Source organism: bacterium (genome assembly GCA_022616075.1).
Classification (GTDB): Bacteria; Acidobacteriota; HRBIN11; order JAKEFK01; family JAKEFK01; genus JAKEFK01.
This window is the reverse complement of sequence record JAKEFK010000070.1, coordinates 1-16,894: the sequence shown is the minus strand read 5'-3', so window position 1 is coordinate 16,894 and position 16,894 is coordinate 1. Positions and strand designations below refer to the sequence as shown.

Genomic DNA, 16,894 nt, shown 5'->3' with positions numbered 1-16,894 from the left:
GAGGCGAGCCGTCACAATCCCGCCGTTGCCTACGTAACTTTTGACGGGCATCAAACCGGCGACATGAAAACTTATGTTTCTAAAACCACTGATTACGGTCAGACCTGGAAGTCTCTTGTGACCGACACTTTCAAGGGCTACGCGCGCGTGATTCGTGAGGATATCGTGAATCCCAACGTTTTGTTTGTGGGCACAGAGCTTGGTTTGTTTCTCACGATCGATGGCGGTCAACAATGGGCGCAATTCACAGGGAATTTTCCGCCCGTGCCAGTGCATGATCTGGCTATTCATCCGCGGGAGCACGATTTGATTGTCGGAACCCACGGACGCGGAATCTACATCGTGGATGATATTAGTCCGTTGCGCCAAATTAACGAAAAGATTCTGGAATCAAAAGTGGCTTTTCTTGAAACAAGGCCGGCACAGATTCGTTTCCCTCGTTTTGCTCAAGATTTTCCGGGAGATGACGAATTCGTTGGTTCGAATACGCCGGAGGCAGCATGGATCACCTACTATTTGAAAGACCGCCACATGATGGGTGATATGAAACTGGAAATCTACGATACACAGGGAAAGTTCATCAGTTCCCTTCCCGGCGGAAAGCGGAAAGGCATCAATCGTGTGCCCTGGTACATGAGATTGAAACCGCCAAAGGTAGCTCCCTCACCTCAACTTGGCTATGGCGCGATGGTGGGTCCGACGGTGCCTGATGGTACATACAAAGTGAAACTGATCAAAGGAACTGAGACTTTCGAATCGCAAATCAAATTGGATCCGGATCCTACAGTTTCGTATTCTGCAGAGGATCGCAAGATTCAGTTTGAAACAAGCATGAAGCTTTATCAGATGCAGGAGCGATTGGCTTTTTTAGCCGATCAGATCACCGGCGTTCGCGATCAAGCTAAGGATCGCGCGGGGAAATTGAAGAAAGGCGATGAACTGGCTAAAGCCTTGACCGGTTTTGCTAATCGATTGAATGCTTTGCATAAAAGCATCGTGGCAACGAAAGAAGGTTGGCTGACCGGAGAAGAGCAACTTCGCGAAAAAGTCGTTGAACTGTATCTTTTTGTGAGTTTGCATGCCGGGCGCCCGACCGAATCACAGATCGGCAAACTTTCCGTTTTGAATGCGGAACTGGATCAGGCGAATGCAAAGTATGAATCAATCATCAGCAAAGAGCTTGACAACTTGAATAAACGTTTGGCCGCAAAGAAGCTCGAACCCATCAAGCTCATGACCAAAGAGGAGTGGGATAAAAAGCAGAAGTAACGCGGGCGTCTCGCCTGCGTGAGATTGTTATGTCCGCTGAGCATTTTTCAGGCTTCGACGCACCTGAACATTTCAACCTCGCCGAGTTTCTGCTGGACGCGCGTCTGCAGGAAGGTAACGGTGGGCGTCGCGCGATAGTTACGGATTCAAAGACTTACAATTATCAACAAGTCTTCGAGTTCGCAAATCAGTTCGGGAATGTTTTGCGCCAGATGGGCGCCGAGCAAGAGGACCGTGTCATCATTTCGCTTCCAGACATACCCGAGTATCCGTGTGCCTTATTCGGGATCTTAAAGATTGGCGCAGTTGTGGTGATGGTGAATCCGCAATTGAAGAGCGAAGACATTGCGTACTTTCTCGAATATACGCGGGCCAAGTACGCGATCGTTTTCGGTGAAAGTTATCCTGCTTTTGCCGAAGCTTCATCCCTTGTGCGTCACCATCTTAAGGGGCTTCTGGCTATCGGTGAATTGCCGCAAGGCGATTGTCCGGTGCCGGTTTCTTCGTTCGATTCTTTGCGCCAGCAGGTGAGTACTCAGATTGAAAATTCAGTGACTCACCGGGATGATGCAGCCATCTGGCTATTTTCAGGAGGAACGACCGGCAAGCCGAAAGCAGTTGTGCAGACTCATCAATCTTTTGCGAACACAACGGAATGCTACGCCAAAAAACATCTGGAATACGATGCGACAGACCTGACGATTTCCGTTCCGAAATTATTCTTCGGCTATGCAACAGGCAGCAATTTGTTTTTCCCCTTTTCTGTCGGAGCCGCCTGTGTGTTGTTTCCCGAAAGATGTACTGCAGAGGTCCTTTTTGAAAAGATTCGCAAACACCGCCCTACCATTTTGATCAATGTTCCAACCATGGTCAACCAGATGGTCGGTCATCCTGAAGCGATGCAGCAAGATTTTAGAAGTTTGCGTTTTGCAACCTCTGCAGGGGAAGCCTTACCGGTTGAACTTTATGACAGATGGAAAAGAATATTCGGTGTGGAATTGCTGGATGGACTAGGCACCGCGGAGATGTGGCACATTTTTATTTCGAACCGTGTAGGTTTGGTAAAACCTGGAACGGTCGGGACGGTTGTGCCCGGTTTTGAAGTGAAGTCCGCAGATGATCAGGGAAAGGAAGTTCCTGAAGGGGAAGTGGGAATGTGCTGGGTGCGTGGTAAATCGCGAGCCATCGGTTACTGGCAGTTGATGGAAAAGACGGCAAGTTCTTTTCGCGGCGAGTGGTACATAACCGGCGATCTTGTTCGCAAAGATGCAGACGGGTTTTACACGCATTGCGGACGTGGCGATGACATGATGAAAGTTTCAGGCAAGTGGGTCTCTCCACAGGAAGTGGAAAATTGTTTGCTAAAGCATGCTGGTGTGCGCGAGTGTGCCGTGGTTCCAATCACAGATGCAGCCGGACTTACTAAGCCCTGCGCTTATGTGATTGCTGCAGAGCAACGGACCGGTTTTGAAGAAGAACTGAAAGAATTTGTGAAAAAGAATCTGGAACCTTACAAATATCCGCGTCACATCATTTTTGTGGAGAGCCTGCCAAGAACACACCTGGGCAAAGTAGACCGCGGCGAACTGAAGAAAAGAATGGCGGGCAGGGACACCCGCCCTACGGAAAATTAGAATTACCGTTTCGGCGTTTTAGCGCTGGCCACATTCGAATAAGCAGAGTTGCCAGTGCCGTTATATGCGCGCACGCGATACCAATAAGTTTTATTGCTTTTCAATCCGTTATTGCTGTACGTGCTGACGTTTGCGCCAACCGTAGCAATTTGCGAGAAATTTGTCCCGTCCGTTGAGCGTTCAATCTTAAAACCAGTTTCATTGTTTGAATTGTCTGTCCAGGAAAGATCGATTCTGGTTTTCGAGATCGCCGTTGCAACCAGAGCGGAAGGCGCATTCGGCGATACTCCTTGCGTTGTCGCATTCGCCGTATTGGAGTATGCCGAGTCGCCTGCAGCATTCCCAGAGCGCACGCGATAGTAATAGGTCGTAGAGGAGCTCAAGCCTGTATTTGAGTAAGATGTGACATTTGCGCCAACGGTTGCGATTTGACCAAAGTTCACACCATCCGTGGAACGCTCGATTTTGAATGACGTTTCATTGTTGGAATTGTCTGTCCAGGTCAGATTGATCTGGCTTGTTGAAACCGCGGCAGCCGCCAGATTGGATGGCGCCGCCGGTGTTGTGCCGCCTTTAAGGATTGTGAAGTAGTCCTGCGTTGCTCCCGCCTGATTGATAAATTTTGCATCGAGCCGGGTCCCATTGATTTCCAGAATCATCGATCCCAACAAATTGAGAGAGATATACATAGCCGGATGGTTCAGTGTTCCACCGGAAGTTTGCCCCGAGCTGCCGGCGACTGCATAAACAGCGCCTTCGTGTGGTCCGAGTCCATCTGTTGGTTTCTTGTATGAGCCGGTTCCATCTTCACGTCCCGATCCGCCATCTTTCTTCATTGCAGCTGTGAATGTGCTCGAAAGGCCGTAGTGACCATCAATCAAGAAGGATCGCTCGTAGGAATGGCTGTGCCCTGTAAGCACCAGATCCACTCCTGCCTGTTCCAGGATCGGCAAAGCATTCGTCCGCATTTCGGTCAGTTGTAAATCTGTATCGGAGTTATGCGAGCCTTTACTGTAAGGTGGATGATGCCAGAAGGCGATGATCCAATCCTTGTTGGTGGAAATCACATCATTTTGCAACCAGGTCATCATCGTTCCATTCACTGCGCGATTGGTTTCGTGCGATTCCAGACAGATGAAATGAATATTGCCGTAGTCAAACGAATAGTACGCTTCCGTTCCTGAAGCGAGGCCGCCCGCTTCCCCCTGGGTCGGGAGTTTGAAAATGCTGTAGTAAGGTCCTGTTTGCGTTGCAGAATCCGCCGACACACCGTCATGATTTCCGAGCGTTGGCCAGAGAGGGCTGATGCGAAGCATCGTGGGATACATATCGAAAACAGCAGCCTCGTATTCGCTGTCGGTTCCGCTCGCGTAGGCATTATCCCCCAGCATCAGCCACAGGTCAGTGTATTGACTTCCTGTGAGATTCAGGTAAGCATCGCGCACCGCAGCTGCGTTCGAATTTGCCGTGCCGGAATCTCCTAACACCCAGATTCGCGTCGGAACAGCCGTACCGGACAAGGGTGAAGTATAGAAATAGTGGTTTGTATCGCCACCTGCTAATACGGTAGTAGTTGAGCCGACCGAGTAATAATACTGCGTATTCGCCAGCAGTCCACTGAGTGCCACCTCATGTTCGGTGGTTACCGTGCTGTTATCTTTAAAGGATGACAAGTTTGACGGGTCCAACCCGTATCGAACGCGGCTGTCTGTTGCGACGTTCGTTCGCCATTTGACGATCATGCTGCCGGGTGTTCCGATTTGCAAATAGGGACCCCTTGTCACGGTGACCGAATCGCTCGCCTTCAATTCCAGGGCGAAGCTGAGGTCGGTGCTCGTGCCGTTCGCCTGATGGACCTCAACTGCCAGCACATTCCATCCTGTCAGTAACGTATTGGCATGAGTCGTGGAATAAAAGGTTGCCTCTTGAGGCGCGCCGAGCGCAGTTGATGCCAACGTTGTATACGAAATGGAACCGGTGGGCATGTTGATTCGATGAATTTCCGTCCCATTCAAGTAAACGACAGCGCCATCATCTTTCAGCAGGTTCAGTGTTAATCCCGTATAAGTAGAAGGACTTCCAACAAAAAATTTCTGACGAAAATACGTTGTGGTGTATTTCGCATTCGCATCGGGGCCATAACTGACAATAGTCGCTTCGTCTCCATCTCCATAACCAAGTTGTGCCGCTCCGGAGCTCCATGTGGCATCATCAAAAGCGAGAGATCTCCAGGCGGTTCCCTGATTGGATCCGTTATCCAGGTATTTCCATGTTGAACCTGTGGAAACAAGAGTTACTTCTGCGGCGAAAGTGGAAGCAGCTATGAGCGCCAAAATAGCGGATACGAAAACTGTACGTAATTTCATCATATTGGTCACTTCGTCCTTTGGGCCTTATTCTACTGGAATCGCTTAAAGATTCTCAAGAGCGTGTCGTATTTTGGCTTCCAACTCGCGCGTGTAGCGGTTGTTTTTACGCGACTGCGGCAACCCCTGAATTGCTTCCAGTGCCAGAAGATATGATTCTCGGGCCTCCTCTGTTCGAGAAGCTAAAAAAAGGATATCGCCTTTGCGAGCCAACCAGGTCTCTTTGCGCTCGGATTGCTCAGCAATTCGATCGATCCGCTGCAGCGCTTCCTCATAATGTTTGAGGAGTAATTCAAGATCGATTGCGTACAACTCCAAAGTAACGACCGGACCAAGCCGTTCGATTCCGTCGTTTAACCCCTTTAGCGCATCCTGCAGCATATTTTGTTCGGCCAGCAGTTTTGCCCTTTCTATGTAGATTTCCGGATCAGGGCGCTGCGCGAGCGCTTTGCTGTAGTCGTCTACAGCCAACATTGGCTGATTCAATTTACGGAAGACATGTCCACGCGCGACTCTGGCTTCAGCATTTTCCGGATACTGCTGCAGAAAACGGTCGAATGCGTTCTTAGATTCATTCAGTTTGTTTGTACTTAAGTAGACCAAACCGAGTCCAAGATCTGCAGCAGCAACATTCGGCGCCAGTTTCCGGGCGCGAAGGTAATCCAGTTCAGCCTGCTTCCAGTGACCATCCGCTCGATAGAGCTCGCCGCGCTGAAAATAAAGATCGGCCCGCTTAGGCTCTTGTCTAATTTTTAGTGTAATTGCTTGAACTTGCTCCGCGAGTTCGTCATGCGTAAAAGCCAGAGAAGCCACCAGCAAAAAGAGAGCAAGAAATCTTTTCACGGTTTGCTGTTCGCGAGCTGATAAACCTTTCCTTCCACGAACAATTGAAACAATTCGGGATCCAGTTGCTGCTGTTTTACTTCTTCCGCGATGATATCGAGCGCATTATCGGAGGGCACGGAGCGTTTGTAAGGACGATCCGCTGCCGTGAGGGCATCGTAAATATCGGAGATGGTCATGATTCGAGTTTGCACCGGAATATCCTCGCCGCGCAAACGGTTTGGATAGCCGGAACCGTCCATCTTTTCATGATGCCCGTACGCGATTTTCGGAACGTCACGCAGTTCCGAAGTCCAGGGGATCTTGCTGAGAAAAAGGAAAGTATGAGTGACGTGAGATTGAATTTCAGATCTCTCTCTTTCATTCAGATTTCCCTTTCGAATGGAGAGGAATTGAATCTCTTCTCCACTCACCAATGGGCCATGCGATCCAGGCGCAATCAAATCCTGATCGGATGCGATGCGCAGGAGTTTGTCAAAATTTCCCATCGGCAAAACGGTTGGTTCATTGCTCTGCAGAATGAATTGATAGTAGTCATCCAGGGAACCAAGTCTGTTTTCAAATGCTTTTTCCAGCGGCGCGAACTGGGTTTCAAAATTTTCACTTCCAGCAGACCGCAACAGGTTGAATTTCGAACGGTAATATTCGGCTTCCCAGGCTTTTTTCATGTACTCAAAACGCTGCCGAATCAAATCCACTTGAAATGGATAAAGTTTTTTAGATTTCACCAGGACATTTTCACGCACGCCAACTTTGCCGAAGTCGTGCAATAACGCGGCATAGCGCATTTCTTTGATTTCATCCGTAGAGAAATGAATTCCCGCGCAGCGTCCGGTCGTACTGCGATCCACAAGTGCCGCCAGGGCCACCGTCAAGTTCGCAACGCGAAAAGAGTGGCCTGATGTGGTTGGATCCCGCGATTCAATCGCGGTGACTGCTGCGGTCACAAAGCCTTCAAACAGATGTTGAATACTTTTGATGAGCGTGCTGTTATCCAGAGCCACAGCCGCTTGTGATGCCAGGGAGTTGATCAATTCTTCATCATTTTGATCAAAAGAGCGCACCCACTCTTTGTAATTCTTTTGCGTCAACTTTACAGAAGCATCCTTCTTGCGATTGATGAGTTGAATTATTCCTGTGATGTGCCCCTGGTGATCCGTCATAGGCGCTGTGAGCATCGAAGTCGTTCTATAACCGGTGCTCTCATCGTAGTGTTGATTGAAGTGGTATTCGCAATCAGCGCCGAGCTGGTAAACGTCGGGAATATTCAACGTCTGTCCCGTTGCGGCCACATAACCAGCTATACTTCCTTTTGTAATCGGCATTTGAAATTCTTCGTAATGCACTTGAACGGAATCATTTTGCGAAATCTTGAAACGAAGAAGTTTGCCCGATTCTTCATCACCTTCCACAAGGTAAAGGCTGCCGGCATCTGCCGAAGTGATGGCCCGGCTCTTTTGGAGGATTTTGTTGAGGAGCTTAACCGGGTCTTTTTCGCGCGACAAGGAGATGCCGATATTGTTCAGTTCTTTTAGCCGGAGAAGATGGGCATCTCTCTCGGTTTTCAAACATTCCAGTTGCCATCGAAGATCAGCAGACTTGATCAGGTTTTTTAACTTTACGGGATTGATTTCTTTGGTGGAAAAATCAAGGAGGACATCTTCGGGTACGCGAACCTGCTGATATTGATTCTGCTGTTTCAAAACAAGGAAAACACCAAGCAGATTAGGAACGTCGGACATACCGTTACGAAGAAAATATTCGTAACTCAAGACGAGAATTTTCGGGGCCGGCCCCACAGGAAGTTCTTGCGAGAGCGCCTGCTGCTCGATTCCGAAAGATTGCGTAACCAGGGTAAGGATCTGTTCGTTCAGTCCGGGAGAATAGTAGAGACAAAGTTCCATGTCGCGTTGGTCGCTTGTCCCATGATAATGATATGCTCAAGAGAGGTCAAATTGTCAGAACATTCTCACGTGGATCTTTGTTGCTTTCGTTCAGTCTGAGAATCACTTCTCCAAGATCTTCAGGAAGCTTCGCTATTGTTCTGGCGCTTTTGTGATCCGCTTCGGTGCAATAAAAGAGCAACCTGACATGGGATTGTTGGCTCAAAGCAGCGAGCTCGGTGAACGAATAGTTCAACAATGCGCAATGAACAAAAATAACCGCAGGGGAAAGCACGACGAAATCCCGGACTTCTTCGAAATCGTTACATCGCTTCGCTGTAATTTGATGTTGGTTCAGTAGATCACAAATCAAATCCGCGCGTTTTGGATCTATATCCACAATCAAGATCGCATCCATAATTTTGTTCACACCTCAACAAAGATCGCGAGCATCGCGCCCGCATTGTTTTCTTGTGCAGTTTTTATGCCAACTCGTTCACCGTCGAGGGGGGTTGGATGAAATTGGAAACAGTTGTAGCATCGAGTGGAAACGATTGTTGCTTTTGATAAAGTAATAAGGAATGACCGAGTCGCTTTACATACATGGAACAACGCCGGACGAACAACAACGATTGTCGCTTTTGAACAAATTGTTAAACGATTCGGCGCTACAGCGTCTTGCATTGAGTGGGGGAGAAAAGATTCTGGATGTTGGTTCAGGTCTCGGGCAATTTACGCGGGCCATGGCGCGGGCGGCCGGTGCGGCAGGACGCGTTGTAGGCGTTGAGCGGAGTTTGGAACAACTGAGGGAATCAAAAAGACTTGCCGGTCTAGAGGGGGAAGAAGACTTAGTCGATCTACGGCAAGGAAACGCCACAGCTCTTCCACTCCGGCGGGAGGAATGGGCGAGCTTCGATATTGTTCATACGCGATTCGTGTTGGAACATGTGACGGATCCGCTTGCAGTTGTTCGCATGATGGTGGAAGCTGTCCGGCCTGGAGGCAGAATCATTCTGCAGGATGACGATCACGACGTTCTTCGAATCTTTCCAGAACCTTTAGGGTTCTATGAACTATGGCAGGCGTACATCCGCTCTTATGAAAAACTGGGGAACGATCCCTACGTTGGACGCCGTTTGGTGAGCCTGCTTCATCAGTCCGGTGCGCTTCCCACGAAGAATGAGTGGCTGTTCTTTGGTTCTTGCGCCGGTCATCCTCATTTTCCCGCTTATGCAAGCAACCTCAGGGGCGTAATCGAATCCGCGAAGGATGCAATCGTCCCAGTCGGCCTCTTGGATCAGGCAAAGTTTGATAGCGCCATGCGGGCACTTCAAGAATGGGAGCAAAAAGCAGATGCATCCCTCTGGTATGCTGTCTGCTGGGCCGAGGCTACAAAGCGTAACTGAACCGAGGCGTGACACCCTCCTTCTCGACTATGGCAATCGTTGTGTTTAGGAATAAATTGTGTTTTAATGCACACTGATTATTAATGCACTTATATTAGGAATGCATTCATATGCTTTGATAGCCTGTGAATTGACCTGTCAAGTGTCAATTGTCAGGCCACCCTTAAAGGTGAGAGGACACGTTGATTATTCACTCGCACCACGAAAGCAACCGAAAGGATGAGGTCCGTATGACATTCCTTTCGAACATTATAGGAGAGGGTATAGCATGTATCCATTTTTCAAGTACGTTGACAAGGCACTTACAGTTGTCGGGAAAAGCCTTTTCAACACCATCCAGTTCTTTAACAAGTATCGGCCCAACGCTTCGTTTATTCCGAAGTGGTCCGAAAAGCCCCTGCTGAAGTCGTGGCAAAAATCTAAGCCCACCCTCGGTTGGCCCCGTAAGACAGATTCACTTTGCCCGTCGTGTGTCCGTGAAGCAAGAGCCAAGATTTTGTCCGGTGAGCAGGACTACCGCACTTTGATCAATGAACATGTTGGCGAAATCAAAGCCGACATCATTGAGCGGAACGGACAGGTCTGGATGGTGAAGGAGTGTCCCGAACATGGCAAGATCGAAGACATCATGGCTATCGATTCGAAGTTTCTCGAATTCATCGAAGAGAACTTCCCCGGCCGTGATATCGACGCTCACAACGATGCCACACTGCATAACCACGGAACCAGCTCGATCCGTCATGGTCGCGGTTCAGTTTTAACAATTGATTTGACCAACCGATGCAACATGATGTGCGATCCCTGTTTCATGGACGCAAATCAGGTCGGGTTCGTTCATGAACTTTCCATGGATGAAATCCAGGAGATTCTGGACAACGCAATCAAGATCAAGCCTCGCCGGCAAATGTCAGTTCAATTTTCCGGTGGCGAACCGACGATGTCCCCTCATTTTGTTGAGGCGATCCGATACGCGCGAAAAGTTGGTTACAACAGCGTTCAGGCTGCTACCAACGGAATCAAGTTCGCGCAGGATCCGGAATATGCAAAGGAAGCAGGCGAAGCAGGCCTTCGTTACGCTTATTTGCAGTTCGACGGTATCGGCAATGACGCCAATAACCACCGAAAGATCAGCAACCTTTTTGATGTGAAACTGCGCGCGATCGAGAACCTGCATAACGCAGGCGTGGATATCATTCTGGTCGTTACTCTCGTAAACGGAGTGAACAACGATCAGGTGGGACCGATCATCGAATTCGCTCGCACCAATCCCAAAAAGATTGCCTTTATCGCGTTTCAACCGGTTTCCTTCACGGGACGTGATGAAGAGGTTAGTGAAGAGCGCCGTCTGGCACAGCGTTACACTCTGTCGCATCTTGCTTACGATGTGAAGAAGCAGACAGGTCTGACAGAACCGCGGCGGGATTGGTTCCCGATCTCACTGATCAGCGCCTTCGCTGATTTTGCAGATCTCGTTCATGGTCCTAATGCCGAATGGGGCCAGGTAAGCTGCGGCTGCCACCCGAATTGCGGTGTGGGAACGGCTCTGATGATCAACAAAGAAACAAAAGAGATGGCCCCGGTGCCCTCTTTCCTGGATATCCCCGGTCTGGTAAAAGATGTCCAAAAAATTACGGACGCCGGCCGTGGAAAATTCCTGTCGAACGCGATGATGGGTTTTGCTTTGTTGAAGAACTACGATCCGTTCAAAGCGCCAAGAAGCTTCAGCATTCTTGATATGTTGAAGAAGTTCGACAAATCGTTTGCTTTAACCGGAAAAAGCTACGGTGTCGGTGTTGAACGCCGTAATGATCCATGGAACTTCCTGTTTGTTGCAGGGATGTGGTTCCAGGATCTCTTCAACTATGATTTCCGCCGGACAGAAATGTGTATCATTCCTTACGGAACGCAAGAAGGGGAAATCTCCTTCTGTGCGTACAACACGGGAATCGGCTGGAGAAACATTCTGGAAAAAATGCACCAGAATGCCACGGTCGCTCAGTGGTACCGCAAGTACGGAAAGCACGGTGTTTATGCGAATAACAAGGAAGTGCCGCTGAACACAACCGAACATCATCTGAACATCAATGCCGAACACGCCGCTCGCGTGCGCGTTGTAGGAGAAGGACCGCAGAACGCTCATGATGAAGAGATCATGAGGAGAAAACTTCTGCAGCAACAACTTCTCGGAACGAAGGTCTACAACATTCGCCCGAAAAATGAAACGACTGCGGGAGTCGCCGGCGACTAAGTACTAGTTTTTTGAACTTGAACCGCCAAGGCGCCAAGTTCGCCAAGATCGTATAAGCGATAATTTCTTGGCGTTCTCGGCGTCTTGGCGGTTTCCTTTTTACGTCATCAGGATGCGGCCCATGTGCAGGGACCAGATGATCTGGGGCGGGAGTTCCTTCTTGTAGACGAAATGTGGGATGTCTCCCACAATCCAGGAATACTTCTTGTCGTCAAATGTTGCATAACCGACGACATGGCGTTGATTGTTCAGCATGTACACCTTTTCAATTTTAACCGTATCCGTTTTGTAGATGTATAACTGCTCCTGAAAAACCGTGGAGACCATCTTTAGATAAGCAAGGAATCTTGGCGATTTCCTATCCGGATCCTCAGCAACTCCCATTTTAATGAAGTATTCCATTCCGATGTGAACGGCCCAGAGCTCTTCCGCGGAAAGATCATAGTCCGGGTAAATCATCGGAAGGACATCACCCACAAACACGAAGAAGCGATCCGTTTCATTTGGCTGAAAGGAAAATAATGCCGAGGGCTGATTTTCATCCTTCAGCGGATGTTTTTCAAATGTTTGCTCCAGCTTCAATTCACAATTCAGATCCGGATCAAAATCTTCGTGCAACACTTCCAGCGCTTTTGCTTTCAGATCTGAGTGTGACATGGCTATGACTTCAGCTTTGTTTCGCAGGCGCGGACAAGCTGTCGAGCGTCCTCGTTACCCGGATCGGACTGAAGGTATTTCAGCAAGACGTCCCGCGCTTCTAAATAATTCTGAAGGTTGTAATAAGTGACTCCGATCGCATGCAGAATATCGAAATTCTCAGGATCCAGCTCGAAAGCCCGCGAGAAGTGCTTGAGCGCGTTCCCGGCATCGTGGATCCGGTTGTAAGCAAGCGCAACGGAACAATGATTCTGCCAGGTTTCCTCCTGGAATTTGATTGCTTCGATCATCGACTTCTTTCCATCTCGCTCTGCAACCGTTCTCAAAAAATGATGTCCATCAGCGTACTGCTTGAGCGCTTCTGTGTTTGCATTCTTCCATTTCTCGATAATCTGATCGGATTCATTTGATTCCATGATACGGCCAATCTGTGGATCCAGAACCTGGAATTGAATGTAACTCTCCAGATAAGTCATAAAATCAAACACATCACGGAGAACTTTTTCTTCTGCGCCATAGGGAATGTCTAAGGCAAGACTGGTATCGGAGCCTTCTTGCATGTACTCAATAGCGAAAAAACTTTCCGGTGATTCGTCAAAGCAAAAGGATTCCTGACCGGTTTGCTCCAACCGCTTTGCGATATAACCCAGCAAAGCTTCCTTCTCATGATTTACATTCAAAAGAAGGAACAATGTATAACTCATGGTTTTCGAAGCTTACAGGCTTAGGCGGGAGTTGTAAAGCTGTTTGTAATTCTCTCCAACGGCCTCTGCACTCATCTTTGATCGCGCAAACCGTGCCAACTCGGTGGAGATCTGTTCAAGGTGGGGACTTTCTTTCAGCAGATCGCGGGAGATCCGCGAAAAATCTTCGTTCACGCTCGCAATCCAATCTTTACGAAAAGCCGAAACGATTTCATTCACCGGCGGAACGTTGTAACAAAGGACCGGCTTTCCCGTGCAAAGAGCTTCAGCTGTGATCATAGGGAAACCAAACGGGCGCTCCGGGCGTTTGTCCATAAACAGAGTAAAATCGGCCGCATTCATTAAAGAAGGAATGTCAGCAGGAGCGTCCAGCAGTATCGTGGAATGCAGTTTTTCTTTCTGAATTGCTTCTGCCAGCCTGTTACGCCAGAGCATAGATCGTTTGTCCTGCCGGTAAAGCGGAACCACAAAACGAAATCCGCCACGACGGTTATACTCACGAACCGTGTAGAGGAAGGCTGTAAAATGCTGTTGATCGCTGAAATCATTTAATGCGACCACCAGAAGGCGGTCCATCACATCGTATTTTTCCCGGATCCTGTTCGCCGGTTCCAGATTTGCAAATGGGCGGGACCGAACGCAGGGAAGAATCACATCCACAGAAGTTCCCGGAATTTGCTGCCGTATTGCATCGCTTTCTTGCTGTGAAAATACAACCACGCGGTCCGCAAAAATGCTCTTCCTGTATGCCTTAGAATCTTGGGGCAAGTTAAATATTGTTTGAAAACTGTTTGAACCTTTTCCGGAAATTCCTAAATGCGATTTTCCGGTAGCGGGCAAGAAGAAGTGCACGATATCGAACTTCCTGAGCTGAAGGAATAGCGCACTGAGCCCGCTGTCGCTCAGCTTGATATCCCAATCTATCGCCTGCGCAAGAGTCTCAACAAATGTCTTCGCATCTGTGTTTGAGAACGGACAAACGAACAAAATTTTCGGTTTTGATTCCATGGTGGTAGGGGCGACCCTTGTGGTCGCCCGTAAAGGGCAGGCACAAGGCCTGCCCCTACGATAAATTGCGGGTCAGGAATTCGTGAATTTTCCTTGTGCGCTCCACCTGCCCTTTTGCAGCGAAGCGTTCGTAAAATCCGTCTGCGCGAAAATCCCTTGCAAAATTTGCCCAGTTTTTGACCTTCTCCAAAAAGAGTTTTTGTCCGCGTTCCTCCCATTGTTCGTAAAAATCCTCTTCTTCGATAATGTCACCCAGCACTCGAACAACGGCTTTGATAGTTACAGCTTTGTGGAACATATAGGATTTCTTTCCCCAGATGTTTTCCATTACAGCGGCCACCGCTTTGAAATAGTCCACAACAAAATCGTAGGCCTTATCGGCTTTTAGATTGAAGTTGTATTCCCAAAAATCGTAATCCTGGTCGATTAATCGATGCAATTCGTTATAAAGCTCCGATTGCAAAATCCACTTTTCCTGCTTGCTGCGTCCGCCCAGTCTGTTGATGCGGTATTGCAAAGGGGAAGTGGATTGTTCATAAAGCATTGTAACCAGACGCGCCGCGAGTTTCTTTTCGGGACTCACCGATGTAACGCGGTCCAGCAAATCCACAAGATGCGATTTGCTGATTCTGGTGTGAGTGGAGTTGATGACGACGAACATTTCCGCGGCAAAATCCGCCGCCTTTCCGTCGAAAATCATGCATGGAACGTCGATTTGATCCGCCTCCTGTGGATGATGTTCGGAATAAAAGCGAAGACCGGCGAGACGGTGTTGGCCATCAATAATGAGATATTTGCTGCCCGGTTCGGAAAGATCGCCAACCGATGCGTAGTGTCCAATCCGCTTAAATGTGAGCTCTTCCTGAGTAAAGAGCAAAATGGTTCCCGGAATCAAAGGTTGGACCGCTGCGTTCTCCAGAAAATTTACAATCTCCCGAATCTTTCGCCGGTTGAGCATACGCTGAAACGCGTGTTCTTTTTTCTCAACGGATGCGATGAATTTAGCAACTTCGTCAGAAGAGTGCGCATCGGTTGCTTCGATCTGTTCTCCTTCAAAATAGTATCGGCTTGTGAAAAAAACCTTTGGTAGTAAGTCGGCCGCCTTGTAGCTGACAAAATAAAATTTTCCATCTTTCTGTGTTATCTGTGTCGCAAGCATCGCTCCTCCTGTGTTAGTAGTAGCGACATTAGTCGCTATTCAGTAGCGAATTCATTCGCTACTACAAACTTCTCCAATCAATCTTTCATAATCTTTTTGACGAAACTTTTCGATCCAATATCGAACCGTTAAGCCCCCAAGGGCTCCTGAAAAAAAGACCGGAAGACAAACAATCCACCCGAAAGCGTTTCGAGCTTCTTTCCAAAACGGCCAGTGAACGTGAACGTTCCTGCGAAAAACAAGATCGCGAAAATAGTTCAAATAGACGCCCATGGCATCGTTGAACATATGATGAAAGTGTCCGTACTTGCCTCCAATCTTTGTCTTTCCCAATCGCAACTGTTGCAAAAATTCTTCCTTTGTTTGTGACTGGCATGCAGTGAAACAACTGCCCAGACGGATCAAAGTGTGTGAATCACTTCCCCCGATCAAACCCTTTCCCGGGAAGTATTCGGAAAGGCGTTGCATAATGAGGTTATGTCCTTCGTCAATTGCCCCATTGAGTCCTTCTAATAAATCAAAAGAAGAAATCATCTTTTCAAGAAAAGCTCTTCCCCTTGCTGTTGGCGGGAAACAATGAAAAAGATGGTTCAGCGCATGGATGATTTTTTGGGACTTTAAATAGGAAACCGTTTCGTCAAAATTACTTTTCAGATAACTAATTTCGCGGTGCTGCGCTTCCGTTATGTCGTAAACCGCCACATGCACGCTTTTCTGAAATTCCGGAACCTGCACCGTGACTTCCTCTCCGATAAAAAAATCATTTACACCAGGGTTTTTTCCCAGAAAAGAGAGACAACCATCGATGCTGTCATGATCCGTGATGGTGACGAGATCCATTCCTCTCTTTTTTGCCAGGTCGTAGAGCTGCTGGGGAGTGCTGTAGGAATCCATTGGTTCAAACGCCTTCATATGGCCGGTCTTGCCACTGTGAAACGTGTGACAGTGAAGGTCCGCTTTCAGGTAACCCTCAGGTATTTCTACAAGTTTAGTAGGCATTTTATGTATCCTAAGTTAATCGTGAATCTTGATCGTAATCTTAATCGTGATCGTATCGTTAATCATGATCGTTAATCGAAATTCGATTAAGGTTAAATGATTACGATCACGATCACGATCATGATCCACGATTATTAGGAGAAATTTGGATAGAATAGGTATGTTAACAATTTTTTTGAAGTCCGCAAACAGGGGGTCCAATATGAACTATATGAGATTGCTGGTCCAAATAATGGCCAGCCTGGGTGTGATTTCGTTCGTTATGGGCAGCTATATGAAGATTGCGAACGTGAAACACTTGTTCAATGTTCCGCCGGCTGGATGGTGGAGAGCTTCTGTCGCATTTTTGGCGATCGGAATCCTCTACGTTTTAATCGATATCCGGGACATCCTTCGCAAGTCCGGCCAGTGACAGGAGACTTAGTGTCCCTTCCCATAAATATGATGACATATGCTGCTGGCTCGCAGGCTTGATTGCAAGGCGCGAGCGAGGCGCATACCTGCTGTGGTATGTAACGAGCGAGCAACGAAGCCAGCAAGTCTGCGAGCCGCAGCCCAGAGAAGCTGTGAAAAAATCGGCAGAAGCTTGTCTGGATTTTGTAGCGCCGGCATCTTGGCGGCTTTTTTGAGCTCGAGCTCGGCCAGCTGGAAGCTGGAGACTGTCCGAAAACTCCGGCGGTCCGCGAAACGTAGCGAAAATCGGAGGGGTTCAACCCCT

Annotated in this window: 15 protein-coding genes; 5 read left to right on the top strand and 10 right to left on the bottom strand. The window is 48.3% G+C overall.

Translation table 11 applies throughout. The features are described from left to right. Positions 1-1,269: glycosyl hydrolase (locus tag L0156_06150; GenBank protein MCI0602577.1), on the top strand; the 1,269-nt coding region annotated here is incomplete at its 5' end. 29 nt (positions 1,270-1,298) lie between these two features. Next, positions 1,299-2,903 (top strand): benzoate-CoA ligase family protein, encoded by a 1,605-nt coding sequence (locus tag L0156_06145; GenBank protein ID MCI0602576.1) that lies wholly within the window; start codon positions 1,299-1,301, stop codon positions 2,901-2,903. Positions 2,904-2,905: 2 nt separating this feature from the next. Here the strand turns inward: L0156_06145 and L0156_06140 are convergent, their stop codons facing one another. The 4 genes from L0156_06140 to L0156_06125 are packed head-to-tail and all read right to left on the bottom strand — an operon-like array spanning position 2,906 to position 8,413. Next, positions 2,906-5,272 carry a metallophosphoesterase gene (locus tag L0156_06140; protein MCI0602575.1) on the bottom strand — a complete coding sequence of 789 codons (2,367 nt, stop codon included), beginning with the start codon at positions 5,270-5,272 and terminating at the stop codon, positions 2,906-2,908. A 42-nt stretch (positions 5,273-5,314) separates the two neighbouring features. Further along, on the bottom strand, positions 5,315-6,112 hold the full coding sequence (locus L0156_06135; GenBank protein MCI0602574.1) for a tetratricopeptide repeat protein: 798 nt from the start codon (positions 6,110-6,112) through the stop codon (positions 5,315-5,317). Then, complete coding sequence (locus L0156_06130; GenBank protein ID MCI0602573.1) at positions 6,109-8,016, bottom strand: GAF domain-containing protein; 1,908 nt, start codon at positions 8,014-8,016, stop codon at positions 6,109-6,111. The genes L0156_06135 and L0156_06130 overlap by 4 nt, the downstream gene beginning before the upstream one ends. Before the next feature lie 46 nt (positions 8,017-8,062). Beyond that, entirely contained in the window at positions 8,063-8,413 is a 351-nt protein-coding gene (locus L0156_06125; protein MCI0602572.1) for a hypothetical protein, read from the bottom strand. A 163-nt stretch (positions 8,414-8,576) separates the two neighbouring features. Here L0156_06125 and L0156_06120 point away from each other — a divergent pair, with 163 nt between their 5' ends. Further along, a complete protein-coding gene (locus tag L0156_06120) occupies positions 8,577-9,401 on the top strand; it encodes a methyltransferase domain-containing protein (GenBank protein MCI0602571.1) in 825 nt (274 codons plus the stop codon). 268 nt (positions 9,402-9,669) lie between these two features. Beyond that, entirely contained in the window at positions 9,670-11,649 is a 1,980-nt protein-coding gene (locus L0156_06115; protein ID MCI0602570.1) for a radical SAM protein, read from the top strand. A gap of 99 nt (positions 11,650-11,748) precedes the next feature. Here the strand turns inward: L0156_06115 and L0156_06110 are convergent, their stop codons facing one another. From L0156_06110 to L0156_06090, 5 genes are read right to left on the bottom strand one after another with little or no spacing between them, the layout of a single operon-like run. Beyond that, on the bottom strand, positions 11,749-12,306 hold the full coding sequence (locus tag L0156_06110) for a hypothetical protein (protein MCI0602569.1): 558 nt from the start codon (positions 12,304-12,306) through the stop codon (positions 11,749-11,751). A 2-nt stretch (positions 12,307-12,308) separates the two neighbouring features. Further along, on the bottom strand, positions 12,309-13,010 hold the full coding sequence (locus tag L0156_06105; GenBank protein ID MCI0602568.1) for a tetratricopeptide repeat protein: 702 nt from the start codon (positions 13,008-13,010) through the stop codon (positions 12,309-12,311). 12 nt (positions 13,011-13,022) lie between these two features. Beyond that, on the bottom strand, positions 13,023-14,018 hold the full coding sequence (locus L0156_06100) for a glycosyltransferase (GenBank protein MCI0602567.1): 996 nt from the start codon (positions 14,016-14,018) through the stop codon (positions 13,023-13,025). A gap of 55 nt (positions 14,019-14,073) precedes the next feature. After that, positions 14,074-15,177, bottom strand: a complete 1,104-nt coding sequence (locus tag L0156_06095) for a DGQHR domain-containing protein (protein ID MCI0602566.1) — start codon at positions 15,175-15,177, stop codon at positions 14,074-14,076. A 51-nt stretch (positions 15,178-15,228) separates the two neighbouring features. Further along, positions 15,229-16,176: a PHP domain-containing protein gene (locus L0156_06090; protein ID MCI0602565.1), complete on the bottom strand. Its 948-nt coding sequence runs from the start codon at positions 16,174-16,176 to the stop codon at positions 15,229-15,231. 211 nt (positions 16,177-16,387) lie between these two features. On the opposite strand from L0156_06090, the gene L0156_06085 reads away from it, so the two are divergent. Further along, positions 16,388-16,588 (top strand): hypothetical protein, encoded by a 201-nt coding sequence (locus tag L0156_06085; protein ID MCI0602564.1) that lies wholly within the window; start codon positions 16,388-16,390, stop codon positions 16,586-16,588. Positions 16,589-16,596: 8 nt separating this feature from the next. Here L0156_06085 and L0156_06080 read toward each other — a convergent pair. After that, positions 16,597-16,894: hypothetical protein (locus tag L0156_06080; GenBank protein ID MCI0602563.1), on the bottom strand; the 298-nt coding region annotated here is incomplete at its 5' end.